21 protein-coding genes are annotated in these 20,602 nt (G+C 57.1%); 6 read left to right on the top strand and 15 right to left on the bottom strand.

Going from position 1 to position 20,602, the window contains the following annotated elements; all coding sequences use genetic code 11:
* Nucleotides 1–53 precede the first annotated feature (53 nt).
* Entirely contained in the window at nt 54–974 is a 921-nt protein-coding gene (gene folP / locus RBB82_RS09260) for a dihydropteroate synthase (RefSeq protein WP_433974839.1), read from the top strand.
* Nucleotides 975–1,081: 107 nt separating this feature from the next.
* On the opposite strand, the gene RBB82_RS09265 is transcribed toward folP, so the two are convergent.
* The 3 genes from RBB82_RS09265 to RBB82_RS09275 are packed head-to-tail and all read right to left on the bottom strand — an operon-like array spanning nt 1,082 to nt 2,871.
* Nucleotides 1,082–1,771, bottom strand: a complete 690-nt coding sequence (locus RBB82_RS09265; RefSeq protein ID WP_433974840.1) for a YukJ family protein — start codon at nt 1,769–1,771, stop codon at nt 1,082–1,084.
* A 53-nt stretch (nt 1,772–1,824) separates the two neighbouring features.
* On the bottom strand, nt 1,825–2,490 hold the full coding sequence (locus RBB82_RS09270; RefSeq protein WP_433974841.1) for a TetR/AcrR family transcriptional regulator: 666 nt from the start codon (nt 2,488–2,490) through the stop codon (nt 1,825–1,827).
* A 6-nt stretch (nt 2,491–2,496) separates the two neighbouring features.
* Nucleotides 2,497–2,871 carry a hypothetical protein gene (locus RBB82_RS09275; RefSeq protein WP_433974842.1) on the bottom strand — a complete coding sequence of 125 codons (375 nt, stop codon included), beginning with the start codon at nt 2,869–2,871 and terminating at the stop codon, nt 2,497–2,499.
* 180 nt (nt 2,872–3,051) lie between these two features.
* On the opposite strand from RBB82_RS09275, the gene rmuC reads away from it, so the two are divergent.
* The 4 genes from rmuC (at nt 3,052) to RBB82_RS09295 (ending at nt 8,153) form a co-directional block, all read left to right on the top strand.
* Nucleotides 3,052–4,551 (top strand): DNA recombination protein RmuC, encoded by a 1,500-nt coding sequence (rmuC, locus tag RBB82_RS09280; RefSeq protein ID WP_433974843.1) that lies wholly within the window; start codon nt 3,052–3,054, stop codon nt 4,549–4,551.
* A gap of 144 nt (nt 4,552–4,695) precedes the next feature.
* Nucleotides 4,696–4,938 carry an acyl carrier protein gene (locus RBB82_RS09285; RefSeq protein WP_179580522.1) on the top strand — a complete coding sequence of 81 codons (243 nt, stop codon included), beginning with the start codon at nt 4,696–4,698 and terminating at the stop codon, nt 4,936–4,938.
* 3 nt (nt 4,939–4,941) lie between these two features.
* A complete protein-coding gene (fabF, locus tag RBB82_RS09290) occupies nt 4,942–6,192 on the top strand; it encodes a beta-ketoacyl-ACP synthase II (protein ID WP_433974844.1) in 1,251 nt (416 codons plus the stop codon).
* A gap of 431 nt (nt 6,193–6,623) precedes the next feature.
* Nucleotides 6,624–8,153 (top strand): sialate O-acetylesterase, encoded by a 1,530-nt coding sequence (locus tag RBB82_RS09295; RefSeq protein WP_433974845.1) that lies wholly within the window; start codon nt 6,624–6,626, stop codon nt 8,151–8,153.
* Here the strand turns inward: RBB82_RS09295 and RBB82_RS09300 are convergent.
* Nucleotides 8,150–8,902: a Yip1 family protein gene (locus RBB82_RS09300; RefSeq protein ID WP_433974846.1), complete on the bottom strand. Its 753-nt coding sequence runs from the start codon at nt 8,900–8,902 to the stop codon at nt 8,150–8,152. The two genes, RBB82_RS09295 and RBB82_RS09300, sit on opposite strands and share 4 nt — an antisense overlap.
* A 474-nt stretch (nt 8,903–9,376) precedes the next feature.
* Here RBB82_RS09300 and RBB82_RS09305 point away from each other — a divergent pair, with 474 nt between their 5' ends.
* Nucleotides 9,377–10,435, top strand: coding sequence for an alpha/beta fold hydrolase (locus tag RBB82_RS09305; RefSeq protein WP_433974847.1), 1,059 nt, complete (start codon nt 9,377–9,379; stop codon nt 10,433–10,435).
* A 706-nt stretch (nt 10,436–11,141) separates the two neighbouring features.
* Here RBB82_RS09305 and RBB82_RS09310 read toward each other — a convergent pair.
* The 11 genes from RBB82_RS09310 to secF form a co-directional block, all read right to left on the bottom strand.
* The gene (locus tag RBB82_RS09310) at nt 11,142–11,672 is read right to left on the bottom strand and encodes a biotin/lipoyl-containing protein (protein WP_433974848.1); all 531 of its coding nucleotides are present in this window, start codon (nt 11,670–11,672) and stop codon (nt 11,142–11,144) included.
* Entirely contained in the window at nt 11,633–13,120 is a 1,488-nt protein-coding gene (locus tag RBB82_RS09315) for an acetyl-CoA carboxylase biotin carboxylase subunit (RefSeq protein ID WP_433974849.1), read from the bottom strand. The genes RBB82_RS09310 and RBB82_RS09315 overlap by 40 nt, the downstream gene beginning before the upstream one ends.
* 127 nt (nt 13,121–13,247) lie before the next feature.
* Complete coding sequence (locus RBB82_RS09320) at nt 13,248–14,066, bottom strand: hypothetical protein (RefSeq protein WP_433974850.1); 819 nt, start codon at nt 14,064–14,066, stop codon at nt 13,248–13,250.
* A gap of 259 nt (nt 14,067–14,325) precedes the next feature.
* The gene (locus tag RBB82_RS09325) at nt 14,326–15,000 is read right to left on the bottom strand and encodes an ABC transporter ATP-binding protein (RefSeq protein WP_433974851.1); all 675 of its coding nucleotides are present in this window, start codon (nt 14,998–15,000) and stop codon (nt 14,326–14,328) included.
* Nucleotides 14,993–16,129 carry an ABC transporter permease gene (locus RBB82_RS09330; RefSeq protein WP_433975356.1) on the bottom strand — a complete coding sequence of 379 codons (1,137 nt, stop codon included), beginning with the start codon at nt 16,127–16,129 and terminating at the stop codon, nt 14,993–14,995. Before RBB82_RS09330 ends, RBB82_RS09325 begins: the two co-directional genes overlap by 8 nt.
* 63 nt (nt 16,130–16,192) lie before the next feature.
* On the bottom strand, nt 16,193–16,639 hold the full coding sequence (locus RBB82_RS09335; RefSeq protein WP_433974852.1) for an ExbD/TolR family protein: 447 nt from the start codon (nt 16,637–16,639) through the stop codon (nt 16,193–16,195).
* A gap of 125 nt (nt 16,640–16,764) precedes the next feature.
* On the bottom strand, nt 16,765–17,199 hold the full coding sequence (locus RBB82_RS09340) for an ExbD/TolR family protein (RefSeq protein WP_433974853.1): 435 nt from the start codon (nt 17,197–17,199) through the stop codon (nt 16,765–16,767).
* A 77-nt stretch (nt 17,200–17,276) separates the two neighbouring features.
* Entirely contained in the window at nt 17,277–17,723 is a 447-nt protein-coding gene (locus tag RBB82_RS09345) for an ExbD/TolR family protein (protein ID WP_433974854.1), read from the bottom strand.
* Nucleotides 17,724–17,873: 150 nt separating this feature from the next.
* Nucleotides 17,874–18,617, bottom strand: a complete 744-nt coding sequence (locus RBB82_RS09350) for a MotA/TolQ/ExbB proton channel family protein (protein ID WP_433974855.1) — start codon at nt 18,615–18,617, stop codon at nt 17,874–17,876.
* 126 nt (nt 18,618–18,743) lie between these two features.
* Entirely contained in the window at nt 18,744–19,478 is a 735-nt protein-coding gene (locus RBB82_RS09355; protein ID WP_433974856.1) for an energy transducer TonB, read from the bottom strand.
* A 103-nt stretch (nt 19,479–19,581) separates the two neighbouring features.
* Nucleotides 19,582–20,544: a protein translocase subunit SecF gene (secF, locus tag RBB82_RS09360; RefSeq protein ID WP_433974857.1), complete on the bottom strand. Its 963-nt coding sequence runs from the start codon at nt 20,542–20,544 to the stop codon at nt 19,582–19,584.
* Between the last annotated feature and the right edge of the window lie 58 nt (nt 20,545–20,602).

Genomic DNA, 20,602 nt, shown 5'->3' on the forward strand with positions numbered 1-20,602 from the left:
GAAGCTATGTCCTGCCGACGGGGCCCACTGCCGGACACAGCTAGAATCACCACATGCCCTTCGTCCCCCGCACACATCACGACTGGCACCTCCGCACTCGCAACCTCGCCCTGGGCAAGCAAACCGTCGTCATAGGCATCCTCAACGTCACACCCGACTCCTTCTCCGACGGCGGTCTCTTCTACTCTCCCCGCCACGCACCCGAAAGAGCCCTCGAGCAGGCACTCAAAATGCTCGACGAAGGCGCAACGATCCTCGACATCGGCGGCGAATCCACCCGTCCCAACGCCAACCCCCTCACCCCCAACGAAGAGCAGTCCCGCATCCTCCCCGCAATCGAAGCCATCCTCAAAGCACAGCCCGAAACCATCCTCTCCGTCGACACCTTCCACGCCACCACCGCACGCCGCGCCATCGAAGCCGGAGCCGAGATCGTCAACGACGTCAGCGGCCACCTCTGGGACGAAGACATGTCCGCCACCTGCGCCCAACTCCACTGCGGAGCCATCCTCATGCACACCCGAGGCCGCCCCCAGGACTGGCCAACCCTCCCGCCACTCGCACCCGCGAAGGTCGTCTCCCTCGTCGTCACAGACCTATCCGAGCGCCTCGAAGCCGCCACCGCCGCCGGTATCCCACGCGACAAGATCGTCATCGATCCAGGCTTCGGCTTCGGCAAGCGCCTCGATGAAAACTACCCACTCCTCGCGCACCTATCCGAACTCCAGCAGTTCAACCTTCCAATTCTCGTCGGTATCTCCCGCAAAGGCTTCCTCGCCTACACCCTGGCACAATCACCCAGCCTGTCGATCCTTCTCGATGGAGCATCCCCCTCCATGGAAGACCGCCTCCACGCCACGACAGCCGCCAACGTAGCTGCCATCCTCGGCGGAGCCCACATCCTCCGCACCCACGACGTCCGCCCCGCCGTCGAAGCAGCCGCCATCGCGGACCAGATCCTGGGAGCGCTGTAAAAAAATCATCCCAAGCAGCATTCGGAACAAAGAAACCCAAGACAAGGTATACCCGTCACGAAGTGACCGCCCCACGCGAAGTGGGCCCGTCCGGCAGGACAACCGTCCTAAACCGGATTTCCCGACGAATCCGTAGTCCAACTCTCCGTCTGAAACGCAATGAAAATAGCGATCCACTCACCTTTCGAGGGCAGATTGATAAACAGCGCCCCATCCTGCCAGACGCCGTTATCCCCACTAAACCCGCCGCCCTTACCCCCCACAGGATTCCCCTGGTTCATATGAATATCGTGGATCCCATCCACCTTCCCGGAGTCAGCGAACGAGCTCCCAAACGCATAGATCACGCTCCCCTTATCCGCGATCGTCATGTTCAGCAGCGTTACCACCGCGTTCTGAAGCGCAGCTGCAGCCGCAGTCTCCCTCATCGACTCTTCGGAGCTAATCCCCTTCGAGCCCTTAGCAGGTGTCTTTGGCAGCAACGTCATTTGTTCCCGCGTGATCATCGGCTGACCTCCGATCTGCTCTCTCACGAAGTCCAGTGCCAGCCCGCCTGGCGCACTCTTCAGCGCCGTCATCCCCATCGGCAGCGCAGTCAGAGCGGCCAGGTCCGGCGGCGTAAACCCTTCCACAACCGCGTACAACACCTCCGACCCATCCACCGACTGAATATTCACCGCGACAGTAAACGGACCACCATTGGCCTGCATCGTGATCTGGTAATGCGCACTCGATCCCGTAACGACCTTACCCGCCGTCGGCCTTCCTGCCAGCACACTGTAATTCGTAATCGGCATAAAACCTCCTTCTTCTCCATATCGAAATTGCCGTGGACAACACGCACTTAGCGTTAATCTTCCCCATAAACCACATCGAGCAGATCCGCAGCCAGCCGATGAATTGGACGCAGCAACGGAATTCCAGCGAGCCTCAACACGACCAGAATTATTTTGAGTGTCTTCTCATACAGCAGCATCGTCCTCCTCTGATCTTCGCTCTTGTCATATACCCAGAACAGAATGAGGCCCATCTGGTACATCCAAAGCAGCCGCGGCAGATATGGTTTGATGTCGACCGGCAACTTCACTCCGGAGTTTGCGACCGCACGCTCGAAGAAACCAACGTCCTGCTCACGAATCGTCGAGGTCTCCCTACTGAACGGCGACAGCGGATGCTCTGGGTCCGAATGCGCTGACAGCGCGCCCAGTAGCTTCCGATTCGGCCCGAAACACTCAAACTTGGTCGAAATAATCGCCTGCAGCCTCGACTCCAGAGTCTTACTCTCGGTCAGAGACGCCTCGATCCGAGGTTGCATTTCGCTCTGCGAACGCTCATAGAACGCCATTACAATTGCGTCCTTCGACTCGAAGTAATAATAGGCCGCGCCTACTGCGACCTCTGCCGTCATGGCAATCTCGCGCATCGTGGCACGCTCGAAACCGCGCTCGCGGAAGACAACGAGCGCGGCCTCGAGGATGCGGGTGCGCGTCTCTTCGGACTTCTTGATCTTCGTCATCAGAGCTTACGCAATCCGCGGCGGGGGCGTTGAGCCCAAGCCGGCAGACCGACCCCTCATCTTTGCAAACACGAGAATATTGAAGAAGTGCATCGCTCCAAGGATAAGCAACACCACTCCTATCTTCACACTCTCCAGTTCGATCACCTGCCGGACATTGGAAAGCGGATCGGTCGTCTTCAACGCAAGTGCGATATAGCCGATATTGATAAGGTAGAACCCCACGACCAATAGCTGGTTCACAGAATCTGCAAGCGCTTCATTGCCATGAAACGCATCCACAAGAAAAACCCTGCCATTTTGGTGAAGTGTACGCGCCACCCAGATGGTAAGCGCAATGCTGATAGCGAGATAGCTGAGGTAGCAAGCTGCGACGATCATGATTCGACCCTCCCATATATTTATTTTGAACACGTTCAATTATGAGTTGTACGCTCCTCTCGCAGCCATGTAAAGACTTTTTTGAACACGTTCATAAATTTTAATTCGCGGGGCCTACCTTCTGAATAACCCACAGGTCCCCACCGATCCAGGTGCTATCCTTTGGCGAAGGAAAGTCGAATGTCCACCGCCCTTCTCGTCCTCAATCTCGTCGCTCTCCTCGCCGTCATCGTCCTCCTGTTACGCAAGAGTCAGGCGGCGCAGCAAGACCCTCGCCTCGCCCAAATTCCCGAGCAGCTCACCCGTCTCGACGCTAGAAACGAAGCCCTCGACGCCCATCTGCACAGCGGCCTGGCCGACATCCGCCGCGACCTCGCCGACGAAGCCCGTCGCACCCGCGAGGCAGGGGCCACCGACTTCGCCGCTCTCCGCAAAGAGATCACCGCCACCATCGCCGAACTCAGCGGCCTCCTGCAGAACGGCCTCAACGCCTTCCGCAGCGACAACAAGACCTCCGACGAGACCCTCCGCACCGCCGTCCAGCAAAACCTCGACTCCATCGCGCAGCGCCTCTCCTACTTCATCGCCGAGGTCAACCGCAACCAAATCGAGGCGCGCGAAGCTCTTCACAGTCGTCTCAACGAACTCTCCGGCGAAGCCAACGACCAGCAGGAAAAGCTCCGTTTCACCGTCGAAGAGCGACTGGAAAAGCTGAATACCACCAACGCCGCTAAGCTCGAAGAGATGCGCGTCACCGTCGACGAAAAACTCCACGCCACCCTCCAAACCCGCCTCACCGAATCCTTCGGTCAGGTCACAACCCATCTCGGCGAAGTGCAAAAGGGCCTCGGCGAGATGAAGGAGCTGGCGACCGGCGTAGGCGATCTAAAAAAAGTTCTCTCCAACGTAAAATCCCGCGGCGTCGTCGGCGAGTTCCAGCTCGGCCAGCAGCTTGAGCAGATGTTCTCTCCCGAGCAGTACATCAAGAACGCTCGCATCAAACCCAACACTCTGGAGTCCGTGGAATACGCGTTAAAATTCCCCTCCGGCGAGGGCCAGAGCGGTCCTGAGAGCTACACCCTCCTCGCCATCGACGCCAAATTCCCCAAAGAAGACTGGGAGCGCCTCGAACACGCCTACGAAACCGGTGAAGGCATCGAGGTAGCCGGAAAAGCCTTCGAGCGCTCCATCCGAGCCGAAGGCAAACGCATTTGCGACAAATATATTGACCCTCCCACCACAATGCCCCACGCCATTATGTTCCTCCCGACGGAGAGCCTCTACGCCGAAGTCGTCCGTCGCCCCGGCCTACAATCCGAAATCCAATCCAGTTGCCGCGTCACGATTGCCGGACCATCCACCTTTATGGCCATCCTCACCAGCTTCCAAATGGGCTTCCACACCCTCGCCATCCAGAAAAAGGGCGACGAGGTCTGGCGTGTTCTCTCCAGCGCCAAAAAAGAGTTCGAGAACTACGGCGGCCTGATGCAAAAAGTCGAAGATCAGGTCGGCACCGTTCAAAACACAATTCAAAAGCTCGGCGTCCGCACGCGGGCCATCAATAAAGCGCTCAAAAACGTCTCCAGCATCGACGCTGGCTCCCCCGTCTCCAACCTCATTGGCTTTGAAGACCTCGCAAGCGTTGCGCCCCTTCTGGCCGCCTCAAGTGACGAAGACTAAAAATCTCTTCTTAGAGCGTTCAACATCGACCCGCCCCTTTGCTTTACACTCACTGAGGCGCTCAGTATGCTTGATATTGGCCCTGTCGACATTTGACGACAAACGACATCAGATTTGATTCCAGAAGTAAAACAGGAGAACGAAATGGCAGCAGTAGACGAGAAGGTAAAGCAGATTATTGTCGAGCAGCTTCAGGTGGATGAAGCGGAAGTCACCCCCGGCGCAAGCTTCCAGGAAGATCTCGGCGCCGACTCCCTCGACGTCGTTGAGCTCGTCATGCAGTTCGAAGAGGCATTCGACATCCAGATCCCCGACGAGGATGCCGAGAAGATCAAGACCGTCAAAGATGCCGTCGACTATATCGAAAAGAACCAGAAGGCCAAGTAAACAATGGAGCAACGTCGCGTAGTTGTCACCGGCCTTGGCCTGATCTGCGGGGTCGGCAAAACCGCCCCTGAGCTTTGGGAAGGTCTCCTTGCCGGTCGTAGCGGTATGGCCGAGATCAAAGCATTCGATCTCACCGGCCATCCAGTCCGCTTCGCTGCAGAGGTCAAGGAATTTGACCCTCTGCTCTTCGTAGAAAAGAAAGAGGCCCGCAAGATGGGCCGCTTCATCCACTTCGCCCTGGCCGCATCGGCCGAGGCGATGGCCCACTCTGGCCTCCAGGTCACCGAAGAAAACCAGGACCGCGTCGGCGTCCACATCGGCTCCGGCATCGGCGGATTCGATGTCATCGAGCGCGAGCACGCCAATCTGCTCTCCGGCGGTCCCCGCAAGGTCTCGCCCTTCTTCATCCCTGGTTCGATCATCAACCTCGCCGCTGGCCACGTCTCCATCAAGTACGGCGCACGCGGACCCAACGAAGCCACCGCCACTGCCTGCACCACCTCGGCACACGCCATCGGCGACGCCTTCCGCCTCATTCAGCGCGGCGATGCCGACGTCATGATCGCCGGTGGTACAGAAGCCTCCATCACACCTCTGGGAGTTGCTGGCTTCGCCGCCATGCGCGCCCTCTCTACCCGCAACGAAGATCCCCAACACGCCAGCCGCCCCTTCGACAAGGATCGCGACGGCTTTGTGGTCGGCGAAGGCGCCGGCATCCTCATCCTCGAAGAGCTTGAGTTCGCCAAGGCCCGAGGTGCAAAGATCCTCGCTGAAGTCATCGGCTACGGACTCTCTGCCGATGCGTTTCACATGACCGGCATGGCTCCCGAAGGCGAAGGCTGCTACCGCTCCATGAAGCATGCCCTCAAGGTCGCCGGCATCTCACCCGACCAGATCGACTACGTCAACGCCCACGCCACCTCGACGCCCCTCGGCGACGCCCTTGAGTCCAAGGCCATCGAGAACGTATTCGGCGAGCGCGCCACCAATCACAAGCTTCTGGTCAGCTCCACAAAATCCATGACCGGCCACCTTCTCGGCGGCGCCGGCGGCCTTGAGGCAGGCATCACCATCCTGGCCATGCAGCACCAGATCGCGCCCCCAACGATGAACATCGTCGAGCTCGATCCTCAGTGCCGCTTGAACTACGTGCCCAACAAGCCGCTACCAGCCAAGATCGACTACGCCCTGTCGAACTCCTTCGGCTTCGGCGGAACCAACGGCTCGCTGGTCTTCAAACGCTGGACAGAATAGTCCCCATCAACCGAACTAAAAGAGGCCCGGCGAAAGTCGGGCCTCTTTTGCTTTTACGACACCAAACCAAGTGATCGTCATCCTGAGCTCAGCTAATAAATCTCAAAAACCTGTCACATTTTTTGTCACTAGGAAACGTGGCGCTAAGCCACCACGTTTACCATGCAAATCACCACAAACTCACCACCAAAATACCACGTTTGGGATACCGTTTTTCGCAAATACCCCTGCAAAGACGCCACTTCACCAGCGCCAGAAAAATCCGCTCTTCGACAGATATTTTTGCGGAATCGGATTCGTCGGCGACTCCAAATGATCCCTGTATTTGTCGCTATCTGAGCTCCACCGCCGACAAGATCAGCCGACCGCATATCCCCATCAGCGCCGCCAACAAAACCAACCCCAAGGTATAAAAGTAGACGGAGACCTTCATGAAGCTTCGCCTCACCCTCTGCCTCCTCGCCGCGACCCTCACCTCGCAAGCCGAAGTCTCTCTCCCAAAACTCTTCTCCAGCCACATGGTCCTTCAGTGCGACATGCCCATCCACGTCTGGGGCAGCGCAGCTCCCGGCGAGTCCATCACCGCCACCTTCCACGACCTCACCAACACCGCCACCACCGACGCCACCGGCCGCTGGAGCATCTTCCTTCCCGCCCAACCAGCCGGCGGCCCATACACCCTCACCGTTCGCGGCACCAATACCATCACATACGACGACGTCCTCCTCGGTGACCTCTGGTTTGCCTCTGGCCAATCCAATATGGAGATGCCTCTCGCCGGCTTCGGCCCCGACACCCTGGTCGAAGACAGCGACAAAGAGATCGCCTCCGCCAACTACCCCGACATCCGTCTCCTACTCGTCGAAAGAGATACTTCCGGCTATCCTCGAGAAGACATCAAGGCCACCACCGGCTGGGCCACCTGCACTCCCGCATCCGCAAAAGACTTCTCTGCCGTAGCCTACTTCTTCGCTCGCAACATCCAGAAGGCCCTCGCGGACAAAAAGCAGCACGTTCCCATCGGCCTCATCGACTCCACCTGGGGCGGTACTCCCGCCGAAGCCTGGACCAGCATGGACACCCTCGGAGCCAACGCCTCCCTCATGCCTGTCTTCGCCGCACAAGCCGAAAAAACCGATCAGGAATCCACCGAGATCCGCCTCGACGCCATCGACAAGCAGCTCCGCGCCGAAGGCAAGCCTACCACGCCCGACCGCAACTGGCATCCCAACCCCGACTCCTGGCGCCCCGCCGCTCTCTACAACGCGATGGTCGCTCCCTTCACCCCGCTACCCATCAAAGGCGTCATCTGGTACCAGGGCGAGACCAACTCCGCTCTCAACACCGTCGGTCTCTACGACAAACTCTTCCCCACACTCATTCAGGACTGGCGCCAACACTGGTCGCAAGGCAACTTCCCTTTTCTCTACGTCCAGATCTCCGCCTTCGCCAGCACGCAAAAAGAAAACTGGGGCGAACTCCGCGACGCCCAGCGTAAGACCCTATCCGTCATCAACACTGGCATGGCTGTCACCGTCGACATCGGCAATGAGCACAACGTCCACCCCGCCAACAAGCAAGCCGTAGGCGAGCGCCTCTCACTCATCGCCCGCCATCTCGTCTACGGCGAAGACATCGTCTCCTCCGGCCCTCTCGTCCGCCTCGCCTACCCCGACCACGAGGTCATGCACGTCTGGTTCGATAACGCCATCGGCCTCCACGCCAAAGAAGGATCACTCGAGGGCTTCGAAGTCGCCGGCCCCGACCACGTCTTCCTCACCGCCAGCGCCCACATCGATCACGCAGCAGGAGCCGACTCCATCACCGTCTCCAGCCCCTCAATCCCCAACCCACAGTACGTCCGTTACGCATGGGCCAACTTCCCCAGGGCGAATCTCTACAACCGCGCCAACCTACCCGCCTCCACCTTCACGACACTTGAGCCGCCAACCCAGCCCTAGCTGCTAGCCGCTGCCGTAACCACACTGAGGATCAGAAGCAGCACCCACCACCCAACCACAACAGCCGCAGCCTTTCCCCGACTCACCTTCGCGACGATCGACGTGCCAATCACCAGCAGTATTAAATTCCAGATCCCAATCACATCGAAGAAGCCAAGTGCAGCCTTCAGCCAAGGCGCCGAATCCGGCAGGTAGTACGCAATATTCGTACCCACCGGATTCTTCAGATTAAAGCTCTCCGCGTTCCCGCCAAAACAAACCGTAACTAACGTCAGCAACCCGCTCAAAAGCCGCGGCAGCGACGCATACATCCACACGCAGAACATCTCCCCAAACGTCGTCCGCGCACCCAGCCCAAAGTTGAAACTCCCCCAGTTCACCAACGCGCCTATCGCCGAGATGACCAGGATGATGATCGGCGTCGAATACGACACATACTTATACCCCGCCTCCATTACCTTCATCCTGGCCGCCCGCTGATCCGGCGGCAGGCTGGATATTTGCTCCTCCTGCTTCGGGCTGTCGTGAAGCACGTTCTCCACCACGCGATCGAACCCTACCTGCTTATCGATCGCATATGTCACGCCGAGCGACACCATCACCGCCAGCAAAAACGGCAGCCACCAGCTGGTACTCCGCAGGATATCCGTGAATGTCTTCGTCGGAGCGATGAACGTATCCACCACCCGCTCCACTTGGCTCAACCCCTGCTCCGTATGCTGCCCATCCACCGCCACAACGTCGTTCATAAACTCTCCCGCGCAGCTCTTCGACTCAATAGGTACTCATACAGTGCTCTGGGTGTTTTCGGCTAGCAGCCCGGCCACCAAACCACCCAAAAGCAATCTCCTCCAAAACAATACACCGCCGCACCGCGCAATTACATAGAGCGATGCTAAATCCCAAACCCGAGACGAATCACACATCACGACACGCTGAGACCTTCCCACAGTTCTTTTAGCTTCATCGCCATCGGCCGGGCAGCATAAGCATCCTCCACAACCTCGAACCGCTACGACGATTGGCCAAACTCCAGATTTATTCATGCGATTTGATTGCGTATTTAGCATCTGCTGGCCATCCAGATGGATCGGATAAACGCGGTATGTCTGAAGCCCAACCGCGAAGTCTGGGCCGCCGAAATTTTTTCGGCCAAAACCACCAGGTGCGGTCTCGACATGGACAGCAGAGCCTACTCCTCGTCGGAACAAGGAGATTCACTAATGAGTACGATCAAGACCAGCGAAGAAATAAACCTTCAACGTCGCCGCTTTTTCGGCACCGCTGCAATGACAGTTGCCGCAACGCATCTCGGCATGTTCGCCTCCGCAGAAGCGCAATCAGGCACAACAAACCCGGCAGCTGGACGCGGTACGCACACGTCGTTCGCACCTCTAAAGCAGATCGATGCCGGCGTCCTCAACATCGGCTACGCCGAAGCTGGCCCCGCCGATGGTCCAGCGGTGATTCTGCTGCATGGCTGGCCCTACGACATTTACAGCTATGTCGATGTCGCTCTTCTGTTGGCAGCGAAGGGATACCACGTGATCGTCCCCTACCTTCGCGGCTATGGCACAACGACCTTCCTCTCCAGCACAACCGTGCGAAACGGCCAGCAGTCCGCTGTCGCCTTCGACATCATCGCTCTGATGGATGCACTCAAGATCCAGAAAGCCACCGTCGCCGGCTTTGACTGGGGCGCGCGCACGGCAGCCATCATGGCCGCTCTGTGGCCGGAGCGCTGTAAAGCGCTTGTCTCCGTCAGCGGCTATCTCATCGGCAACCCCGCCGCAGCCAAGGTGACGCCGCTTCCACCAAAGCCTGCGTTCGCGTTTTGGTACCGGTACTATTTCGCTACCGATGTTGGCCGGGCCGGCTATGAGAAATACCTGCATGACTTCAATAAGCTCATCTGGCAGACCGCATCGCCGAAGTGGAACTTCGACGATGCCACGTACGACCGCAGTGCAGCGTCGTTCAACAACCCGGATCATGTTGACATTGTGATCCACAACTATCGCTGGGGGCTTGGTCTGACCGACGGCGAGCGAAAGTACGACGATCTGGAGAAGCGGTTGGCCGCGGGGCCAGTCATCACCATACCCACCATCACCATGGAAGGCGACTCCAACGGTGCGATCCACGCGGACAGCGCAGCCTATCGCAATAAGTTCTCGGGCAAGTATGAATACCGTCTCATCAGCGGCGGTGTCGGGCACAACCTGCCGCAGGAGGCTCCGCAAGCTTTCGCGCAAGCTGTCATCGATGTCGACGCCTTCTGACAGGATCAGACAAAAATGACGCCGAAAAAAAATGTGCTGAAAGAGGGAATAAAGACGCCAGAAAACTGTTCTTTCTAGCATTGATATCCCAAACCCAAGTGAGTACGAGACATGCCTGCTCTCCGTCATCCTGCCTTTAGCACCGACAAGCTCTGGACCATACTGCTCGTGAAAGCAGGTTTGGTGCTGTTCATACTTCTCTGACTAGAAACAGTAATTCGAATCGTCGACGAACCTTGGCAGCACATCACGAGCAATGTTTTCAACGGTTACCGCTGCTGAGTGACGGCAGCTCCAGCACTGTCACTCAGCAGCAAAGATTCCATATCCTGCACGGGGTGGCGTTTACAGTAACCCCCTCCCCCCCATACTTTCCTGTAAATATGTGATTTGATTCAACTTACAGTGAGCGCTTTTTCGTAAAAATATCATTCTAAAGGGGTTGCGCTCAAATATGTGCAGCGTAAGGATTTAGCGGCATTCCCACACGCTAAGACGAAAAACCTCGCCAGGAAAAGGCGAGGTCTTTTTCAATCTCTGTCTTAAGTATAATCTGGTGGACCAAACTCATACGCCACGCGGATATTGTTGCAAGGCAATAGTTTAGGCGGTTTTAGCCTTGACAATGTGTTTTTCGGCTGAAATCAAAGGTGTGGTCCGGTAAAAGAGTCTCTTCCCTCCTACTCGGTTTGGCCACTATGCCTGGTTACTCGACGACCACCAGCACATCACCCGCTCCGACCGTGTCCCCAACGTCCACCGCAACCTTTCCCACCCGTCCGGCCTTGGGCGATTTCAGCTCATTCTGCATCTTCATCGCCTCAATCACCACCACTGCCTCTCCTGCCTCCACCTCCTGCCCCACCTCGATCAGCACCAGCACCACGCGACCCGGCATTGGCGACTTCACTGGCCGCGGCCCATCCGTACCGGCTCCCGCACCGCGCCTGCCCTGCAGCGACCGAGGATCTTCCACCTCAAAGCCAAACCGCCGGCCATCAATCACCACGCCGTCGCCATCGAGCACGCAGCGGTATTGACGCCCTCCCACCAGTAGTGACAAAACCCCAGTCTGCAAGAACCGACCATCCACAGTCACAAATTGGCCATCGACCACGCATTCGATCACGCCGCCCCTGCCTACCTCAGGCGGCAGTTCCACGCGCCGTTTCTCTCCCTCAACCTCAAGCCAGACTGTCAAAGCCGCAAGCCCTCCCGCCGACCCGTCACGGCCCATCGGCTCTCCTCTACTCCGTCAGCCACAGCCACAACCTCACGCTTCGACGATGCCGCAAACAACGCCGCCGCCACGGCCGCAACATCCTTCGGCACCTGCTCCGTGATGCCGACAGGCTCACCCGCAAGCAGCCGCTCCAGATACCCCGTATCGATCCGCGCCGCGCGAAAGTCTTCATCCATCAAAATCCGCCGGAACAGTCCAATGTTCGTCTTGATCCCGCCGATCACATACTCATCAAGCGCCCGCAACATCCGATCGATCGCCATCTCACGCGTCTCAGCGAACGCCACCAGCTTCGACAGCATAGGATCGTAGTCGAGCGGCACATTCCACCCCTCGTAGACCGCGCAGTCCTCGCGGATTCCCGGCCCACTCGGCTGAATAAGCCGCGTGATCAGCCCGGGCGAAGGAAAGAAGTGGTTCTCAGGATCCTCTGCATAGATGCGGCACTCAATCGCATGACCACGCAGCTGCACCTGCTCCTGCGTCAGCGCCAGAGGCTCGCCCATTGCCACGCGAAGCTGCATCTGCACAAGGTCGAGACCCGTTACCATCTCGGTCACGGGATGTTCCACCTGCAGCCGCGTATTCATCTCCAGGAAGTAGAAGTTCTCCTCAGCATCGACCAGAAACTCCACGGTTCCAGCGTTCACATAACCGGCAGAGAGCGCCAGCTTCGCCGCTGCCTCGCCCATCCTGCGGCGCAACTCCGCGCCTACAACAGCCGACGGCGCCTCCTCGATGACCTTCTGATGTCTCCGCTGCACCGAGCACTCGCGTTCGCCCAGATAGATGCAGCCACCATGCTCGTCCGCGATCAACTGGATCTCGATGTGCCGCGGCCGCTCGATCAGCTTCTCCAGATAGACCTCACCCGACCCGAAGCTTCGCTCCGCCTCGCTGCTTGCCGCGGTAAATGCTGCTGCCAGATCCTCGACGCGCGAGACCGCCCGCATTCCCTTGCCGCCGCCGCCAGCCGCCGCCTTCAACATCACGGGATATCCAATCCCAGCAGCCACGTGGGTCGCCTCCGCGACGTCAGCCAACCCGGTCACACTTCCCGGAACCCGCGGCATGCTAGCCGCATCCGCTGCCTGCCGAGCCTTGGTCTTTGATCCCAGTACCCGCATCGCACTTGCCGGCGGCCCGATAAACGTCACACCCGCCGCGGCACAGGCCTCAGCAAACTCCGCATTCTCCGAGAGAAACCCGTAGCCGGGATGCACCGCATCCGCCCCAGCTCGCCGGGCCACATCCAGGATCAGATCGCCCAACAGATAGCTCTGCGAAGCCGGTGCTGGCCCTAGCCGGTACGCCTCGTCGGCATGCAAGACGTGCAGTGCACCTCGATCCACATCGGAGTAGACCGCGACGGTTGCAATCCCCATCTCCCGGCACGCCCGAATGACCCGCAGAGCAATCTCGCCGCGGTTCGCAATCAACACTTTTTTAATCGATCTTCGCAAGCGGCAATTTTACCCCACGCAACAATCAACATCCCATAAGGCAACGCGACACAAATGAAAGAGGCCTCCCATGACAGGAGGCCTCTTTCAAATGGTACGAGTGCGGCTACTGCATCGTTACGCCGCCCTGAGTTGCCTTTTCCTTCTTCTCTTCGTTGATCTTGCGAGCGCCCATCGCCTTCTGGATCCACGAATCCACCTGCGCCATATCTTCCTTGCGAGCCGGTTCATCCCCGCACGCGAGGTCAGCCTTCCGGCGATAGGTCAACTGAAGGTACTGCATCGCATCGTCGTACGTCGGATTCAGTTCGACAGCCTTATTCAGATACTGCAATCCTTCGTTCACGAGATCAGTATTCGCTGCCTGCAACTTCTGGCATGCGCCTTTGCTTTTCTTCGGGTTGCCATCACCAGCATCGGTCAATCCATCAGCAGCAAGGATTGTGATCGCATTCTTGTAGGCAAGCGTCCAATCCACGAAGCCGACGGTATAGTACGCCTCGGGGTCGTTAGGAGAAATCGCGATAACCTTCTTCTCGTATTCCTTCGCGACATCAAATTTCTTAATATTGCGATTGATGGAGGCGATCTGCTTCAACGCCGTCAGGTCGTTCGGATCCTTTTCCAGAACCGCGTTGAAGCCGTCCAACGCCTTCTGCGCAACCGCCAGGTTCTCCGGTGTATCCAGATTCGGAACAACTTGATAGGAATACGCCGTTGCTAGATACAGCTTGGCTACCTCGGATTTAGGGTCCAGGGCAATCGCGCTCTGGAAGTGGTTCGTCGCCTCTTCATATCGTGCATTCTTAAATGCCTGCACTCCCTTGGTCAACTGGTCCCGCGACTTGAGAACGTTGCAGCCAGTTGCAGTAAGAAGCAGCGCCAGCAGAGCGGCCGTAACCGGAATCCGTGCGGTGAATTTCATTGGGCGAATCGTCTCCTTCAGATTAGGCGCGAGTTTGTGTTGCACAGAAAATATGAAACTATCTGACCACGTTTCTCGGCTATCGATTGATTGTAATGGTATATCTCCCAACGTGACTAGGGGATCCATTCTTTCACCGATCTTTGGTTACTGCCAACCGATTTTTCATGATAGATACGATTCTGTTCAGATCGAAGCTCTATACGATACGATGCACCCTCGAGCCTCAAAGTCCACTCGGAGCACTAAACATTCGCCCTCATACAATACGCCCATCGCGCATTTTGACAATTCTGTCAGCATACGAGGCCGCATCCGCGTCGTGAGTGATCATCAGAATCGTCTGTCCGAGACGCCGGTTCAGGTCCTTCATCAGATTCAACACCGCGGCCGAGTTTTCGCTGTCCAGATTGCCGGTCGGCTCATCGGCCAGCAAAATTGCGGGCGAATTGACGATGCCTCGAGCAATCGCAACCCGCTGCTGCTGGCCTCCTGAGAGCGCACGAGGCTTGTGCTTCATCCTGTCGAGGATACCGAGGAGCTGCAAAATCTCCTGAAACGCCGAATCAAACGCCGTCTGGCGCCCGCCGATATATTGCACGATGCGGATATTGTCCTCGGCAGTCAGCGTCGGAAGCAGATTGTACTTTTGAAAGACAAACCCGACTGTGGTCTTCCGGAGGTTGGTTCGCTCCGTGTTGGTCATACCAGCCAGGTCGCGCCCGTTGATCTGAATACTTCCTGAGCTCATTGGCGTCAGCCCGCCAAGGATGTGAAAGAGCGTCGATTTTCCAGAGCCAGAGGCGCCGATGATCGCGACAAACTCGCCCTTCTTTACTTCAAGATCGACACCGCGCAGCGCATGGACCGCAACATCACCCACCTGGTACGTCTTGGTCAGACCACGAACTTCAATAATCACGGGCTCACTCATACGAAAGAGCCTCCGTGACATCCTGCTTGACCGCCTTGATGCCGGGAACGATCGCGCCGAGCAAGGCTCCCGCTACCGCAATGCCGGTCGCAATCGGCCACCAGCTATAGACCGTCTCCTGCACCAGGCTTGCGTGGACTGCGTGCTTCATGAGCCACTGCGTCCCGTAGGTCAACACAATGCCCAGGGCTGCTCCCAGCAACGCGAGCGCGAACGTCTCGCGAAACAGAATATTCAGAATCAGCCCCGAAGAACCGCCCACCGCCTTCAGTATCCCAATCTCTCGTGTTCGCTCCAGCACAGCCGTATACATCGCCATAAACACGGTAATGAAGCCAACGATGATGGAGATTCCAATGACGACATAGATAAAGTTCTTCAGCAGCCCAACGTTGTTGATCGAGAGCAGCGAGGTAAAGTACTCCATCGTAAAGATCTGATAGCCCGGATACTTGGCGCGCAACGCATCGACCTCCGCATCGGCCCGCTTGGGATCATCCAGCTTGACGTAAATCTGGCTCAGGTGCCCCGGGTTTCCTGTGTCGGTCTGCAGCGCATGCATCTTCACAGCAATTCGCGCCAGCTTCCCCGGCTCGAAGATGCCCGCGACCCTCCACTGATGATTGATCAGATCCACAGTGTCGCCAACGTGCCACTTCTTTTGCCTGGCGTAGACCTCATCGACGATCAGCTCGTCATCGTTGACCATCGGGCCGCCCTCGAGAAAATGAAAGCCGCCATTCAGCTTGGTGAATTGATCGAGGTCGAGGCCGGTCACCGAATCAAACCCGCCGCCAAGGGGAAGAACGACAGTCCCCATCGCAAACGCGACATGCGGTTCGTTCATCAGGATCGCCGGAATTTTTTCGCTCATCGGAGCGGTGCTCAGCCCGAGTGCCGAGGACCCAGGCGGACGGAAGACGATGTCGGCCCCGACGCCACGCGCTCGCTGCGCGCTCTCATCAAGAGTGCCGTAGCTGACCCCAACCAGCGTCAGGATCATCGTCACCTCGACAGCAATGGCAAGCACGCTGAGCAAGGTACGAATAGGCCTGTGGCCAAGATTGGCGAATATCAGTTTATTGAGCAAGCTTAGAAAGTCTAGCGTAAAACAGACGAGCGGAGCCACCCTGAGAGCGGACGAGGTAAGATTTCCTCCGCTCAAACACGGGCGCTCAACAAAGACTTGATCTCATCTTTTTAGAGCTGAATCCTGAACCCCTGGCGTCATCAGCCCGATGCCTTGTGCTCCAGCGGCCTGACCTGCATCGAGTACTCCCGCAATAATGCCGAAGTCCAAATCCGCATCCGCCTTCAAAAGCATCCGCCGGCCAGATCGCTGTGAGAGCAGATCGGACAGCCTCGGTCGAATTTCGGTCCTCTCCACAGACACACCATTAATGAAGTAGCGAATAGACGAAGAGCCTTGTTCAATCTGAACAAGAACAGGATTATCCAGATTTTCGTTCAACGTCCTCACGGGATCAGTAGAAGGGAGAGAGGTCTCTAAGCCGTGAGACGCAATCGGCACAATCACCATGAAGATGATCAGCATAACGAGCAAGACGTCGATCAGAGGCGTCACGTTGATTTCGGAAGAAAGACTAGAGCCTACGGACCCATTTGTTGAGAATGCCATCACAATCATCTCCCAATACAAGATTGGGCAAGCGAGCACTCGATCAACAACGACTACCTGCAGAAAGCTCCGGGCGGCTGATCTTATGGACCAGTCGCCCGTGCGAGAGCTTTCAAGAACTGAACTTACTGCCCGGCTTCGACCCGGGGCGTGATGAGACCGATGTTGTCAACTTGAGCCTGATGGCCAAAGTCGATGACCTCAGCGATCTTGCTGAAGTCCAGATCTTTGTCACCTTTGACGAACATCACCTTCTCCTGGCGTGTCGCAAAGATCTCCGCCAACTTGGGTTCAAGGTCGCTCTTGTTCATCGTGGTCTCGTTGATCTTGTAAGCGGGTGCGCCCGCTCCGTTCGACAGCACCTGAACCACGATCGTTCGATCATTGATCGGATCTTCATGGTGCTCCTTGGGCGGCTGAGGAACCAGCGTCTCCAACCCTCGAGGCGTCACCGGCACGATGACCATAAAGATGATCAACAGCACCAGAAGAACGTCGATAAGCGGGGTAACGTTGATCTCAGAGACCGCTCCGCCAGTATTTCCTCCACCCATTCCCATAGCAATTCTCCTCAGGTACTTCAGATACTCTCACCGCTCCAGTAAATACGAGTCCGGCGCTCTACGAAATCTCCAATCTACTTCTTCGCTGGTGCCGCACCCGAGTCGTCAGTTCTCTCGGTGAGCAGTCCAAGCTGGCTAACACCGGCCGAACGAATGCCATCAACCGCATCCATCACCTTGCCGTAGTTCGCCCGCGTATCGGCACGCATGAACACTTCTTTGCTGGTCTTGTTCTCCAGCTTCGCCGAAATCTTTGGTCCAAGATCGTCGATCGTCACCTGATCGCCGCCGAGGAAGGTCCTTCCATCGCGCGTCACTGCAACAACAACTGCATCTTCCTTGTTAGCGTCTTCCATGACTACCGCGGCATCCGCCTTCGGCAGATCAACGTTGACCTTGTTATTCAGCATGGGGGTAATGACCATGAAGATGATCAGCAAAACCAGCATCACGTCCACCATCGGCGTCACGTTGATGTTGGAATTTACCTTCTTGCCTTCATCCCGCTTATTGATACCCATAACGTATGCTCCGTCCGGTTTGCTGTATTTACTCTCCCTGCGATTCCGTTCAGCCTCCGGATGTCGTTCGCTGGCGACATCCGGAGGATCTGATCAGAGTTGTGATTCCCGCAGGGTAATGCTACTTCCTTGATGCTTCAGGACCAAAGCTTACCGATGGCTCTGCTTGATGAAGTAGTCAACCAGTTCGCTCGAGCTGTTATCCATCTCGACGTCAAACGCCTCAACCTTACCGGTAAAGTAGTTGAAGGTCATAACGGCAGGGATTGCAACGAGCAGACCGAAGGCGGTCGTTACGAGGGCCTCCGAGATACCGCCGGCAACTGCGCCGATACCAGACGTCTTCTGGGTTGCGATCTGTTGGAACGCGTTCAAAATACCGACTACAGTACCGAACAGGCCGATAAAGGGAGCCGTCGAACCGATCGTTGCAAGACCGCCCAGGCCGCGCTTCAGCTTGGCGTGAACAATAGCCTCAGAGCGCTCAAGCGCGCGCTTCGAGCTCTCAACCTGCTCGTCGGTGATCGTGCCGCCCGAACCGAAGCTGCGGAACTCCTGCAGACCAGCCGTAACAACTTCGGCAAGGTGCGACTTCTTGGAGCGGTCAGCAACCTTGATCGCCTCATCCAGACGGCCATCCTTCAACGCACCGGCGACCTTCGGCGCAAACTCACGGGACTGCTTACGGGCTGCAGAAAAATAAAGAGCGCGGTCGATGATCACAGCGAGCGACCAGATCGACATGATGAAGAGGAGGATGACGACGCAGCGCGCGAGCCAACCCATATTGCCCCAAAGACCCATGACACTGAAGCTGACCTGGGCTTCCTCGAAGTACATTGCGAGTGAGGCAGGGACGTGAGCGAATGTTGTTGCGAGATGAGCGAGAATCACTGGAATATTTCCTCCTGATAGAACTCTTAGAACTCTAACTTTCAAAATCTTGACCCGGGAATTCCCCAAAAGTTCGAAACCTCTGGGAGACCCGCGGGAGACGTCATCGCATGGTTAAGCCTTGGTCTAGCCGCCGCCAAAGTTGAAGTTCACGGTAATCTGTGTATCCACCTCGGTGGGTTCGCCGTTCAAGAGATACGGCTTGTAACGCCAGTTCTGAACAGCCTGCAACGCGGCGCTCTGCAGCATCTGCGGTCCGCTGACGACTGTCAACTTCTCAATCGTGCCTGTCTTCGAGATCACCGCCTGCAGAACCACCGCACCTGAGACGTGCGCTGCTCTTGCAATTGGAGGATAGACCGGCTTCGGCTGAGAGATCGCCAGACCGTTAATGACGCCGCTCGAGACACGCTGTGGGCCCTTCGGAGCTGCAACCTTAACGACCGGAGTAGGCGCAGTTCCAATGCCACCCATCACGCCGCCCGGGACGCCGCTTCCGCTACCCATTCCGGACATACCCGCAACTCCAGCCATCTGCGGCGGAGGTGCAGCGTCTTCCTTCAGCATCTTAATGTCTTTGGGAATCTTCGTAGGCGCATGCAAGCCCTGATCGATCTCGGACACCATCTTGATCGGCTTCACAATCTGAGCCGGTGGGGGTGGTGGAGGTGGGGGTGGGGGTGGAGGCGGCGCTGTAAGCATGGCGGTCATTGCCGTCTTCGGCAACGCCTCAGGATACAGCAGCGGAATAAGGATCATGGTTGCCAGGATCGCGCCATTGAAGATAAAGGTCCCAATCATCCAGTACTTGGACTTGGTCTTGATCTGGCCACCGGATTCCATCAACGAGGATTCGAACATATGCAGCCTCTTTACTGTGAAGAAGAGCTATTTTTCTTTAGACACCACGTCGCTTCAATTTGTTCCCGAGTTCATTCCAATCCATCGGCAAAATAGCCGAACCCTACACTTTGGCCCGCTTTCCTGCAGGCAATGTCACTGACTTGCCCCGCTTCACCCGCCAATCCTGGTACGCCACCAGCATCGGAGCCGCAACCGCAATCGACGAGTACGTTCCAATCAAAATTCCTACAACCAGTGCGAACGAGAACCCATGCAGAACCTCGCCGCCAAACAGATACAGCGAAAGCACGGTCAAAAACGTCAGTCCAGACGAGATCACCGTCCGGCTCAAAGTCTGATTGATGCTCCGATTAACGACATCATGCAGCGACTCCCGCCGCGACAACGCCAGATTCTCACGAATGCGGTCGAAGACGACGATCGTGTCGTTCATCGAATAACCAATCAACGTTAGGATGGCAGCGATAACGGTAAGGGTTATCTCCTGGTTCGTCAAACTGAACGCACCAACCGTAATCAGCGTGTCATGGAATACCGCCACAACCGCCGCAACACCATAGATAAGCTCAAACCGGAACCACAGATAGATCAGCATCCCGATCAGCGAGTAGAGCGTCGCCAGCCACGCCTGCTTCTGCAGCTGCTTTCCCGCCGTCGGCCCGACAATCTCTACCTGCTCGATCGTGAAGGCCGAGTCATGGTAGTTCGCATTCAAAGCGGTCTCGACGCTCTGACGGCCCGCGTCATGCGACTGGTCGGTCGCCGTCGACTCCGGCAGCGCAATGATCACCTTATTTGCAGCATGTCCGCTGGGATCACTGACCCGCTGAATCCGGGCATCATGGACGCCAGCGCGATCCATCGCCTGCCGGATATGATCCTCGTTTGGCGTCTGGTCGAAGGCTACACGAACCTGCGTTCCTCCCTTGAAGTCGACGCCTAGCGGAATGTGATGCCAGAACAGGATGCTCAGCACGCCTAAGACGGAGAAGATGAGAGAAAACCCAAGGAAGTACCACTTCTTCCCGAGCCAATCGATATTCGTTGTACGAAACAGTTCCAAGCTCACGCTCTTAAACCCTCAGCGGCAGCCCCGCAGGGCCCGCAATCTTTCGGAAAAA

This window comes from Tunturiibacter lichenicola, assembly GCF_051013355.1.
In the GTDB taxonomy this organism is placed as follows: domain Bacteria; phylum Acidobacteriota; class Terriglobia; order Terriglobales; family Acidobacteriaceae; genus Edaphobacter; species Edaphobacter lichenicola_F.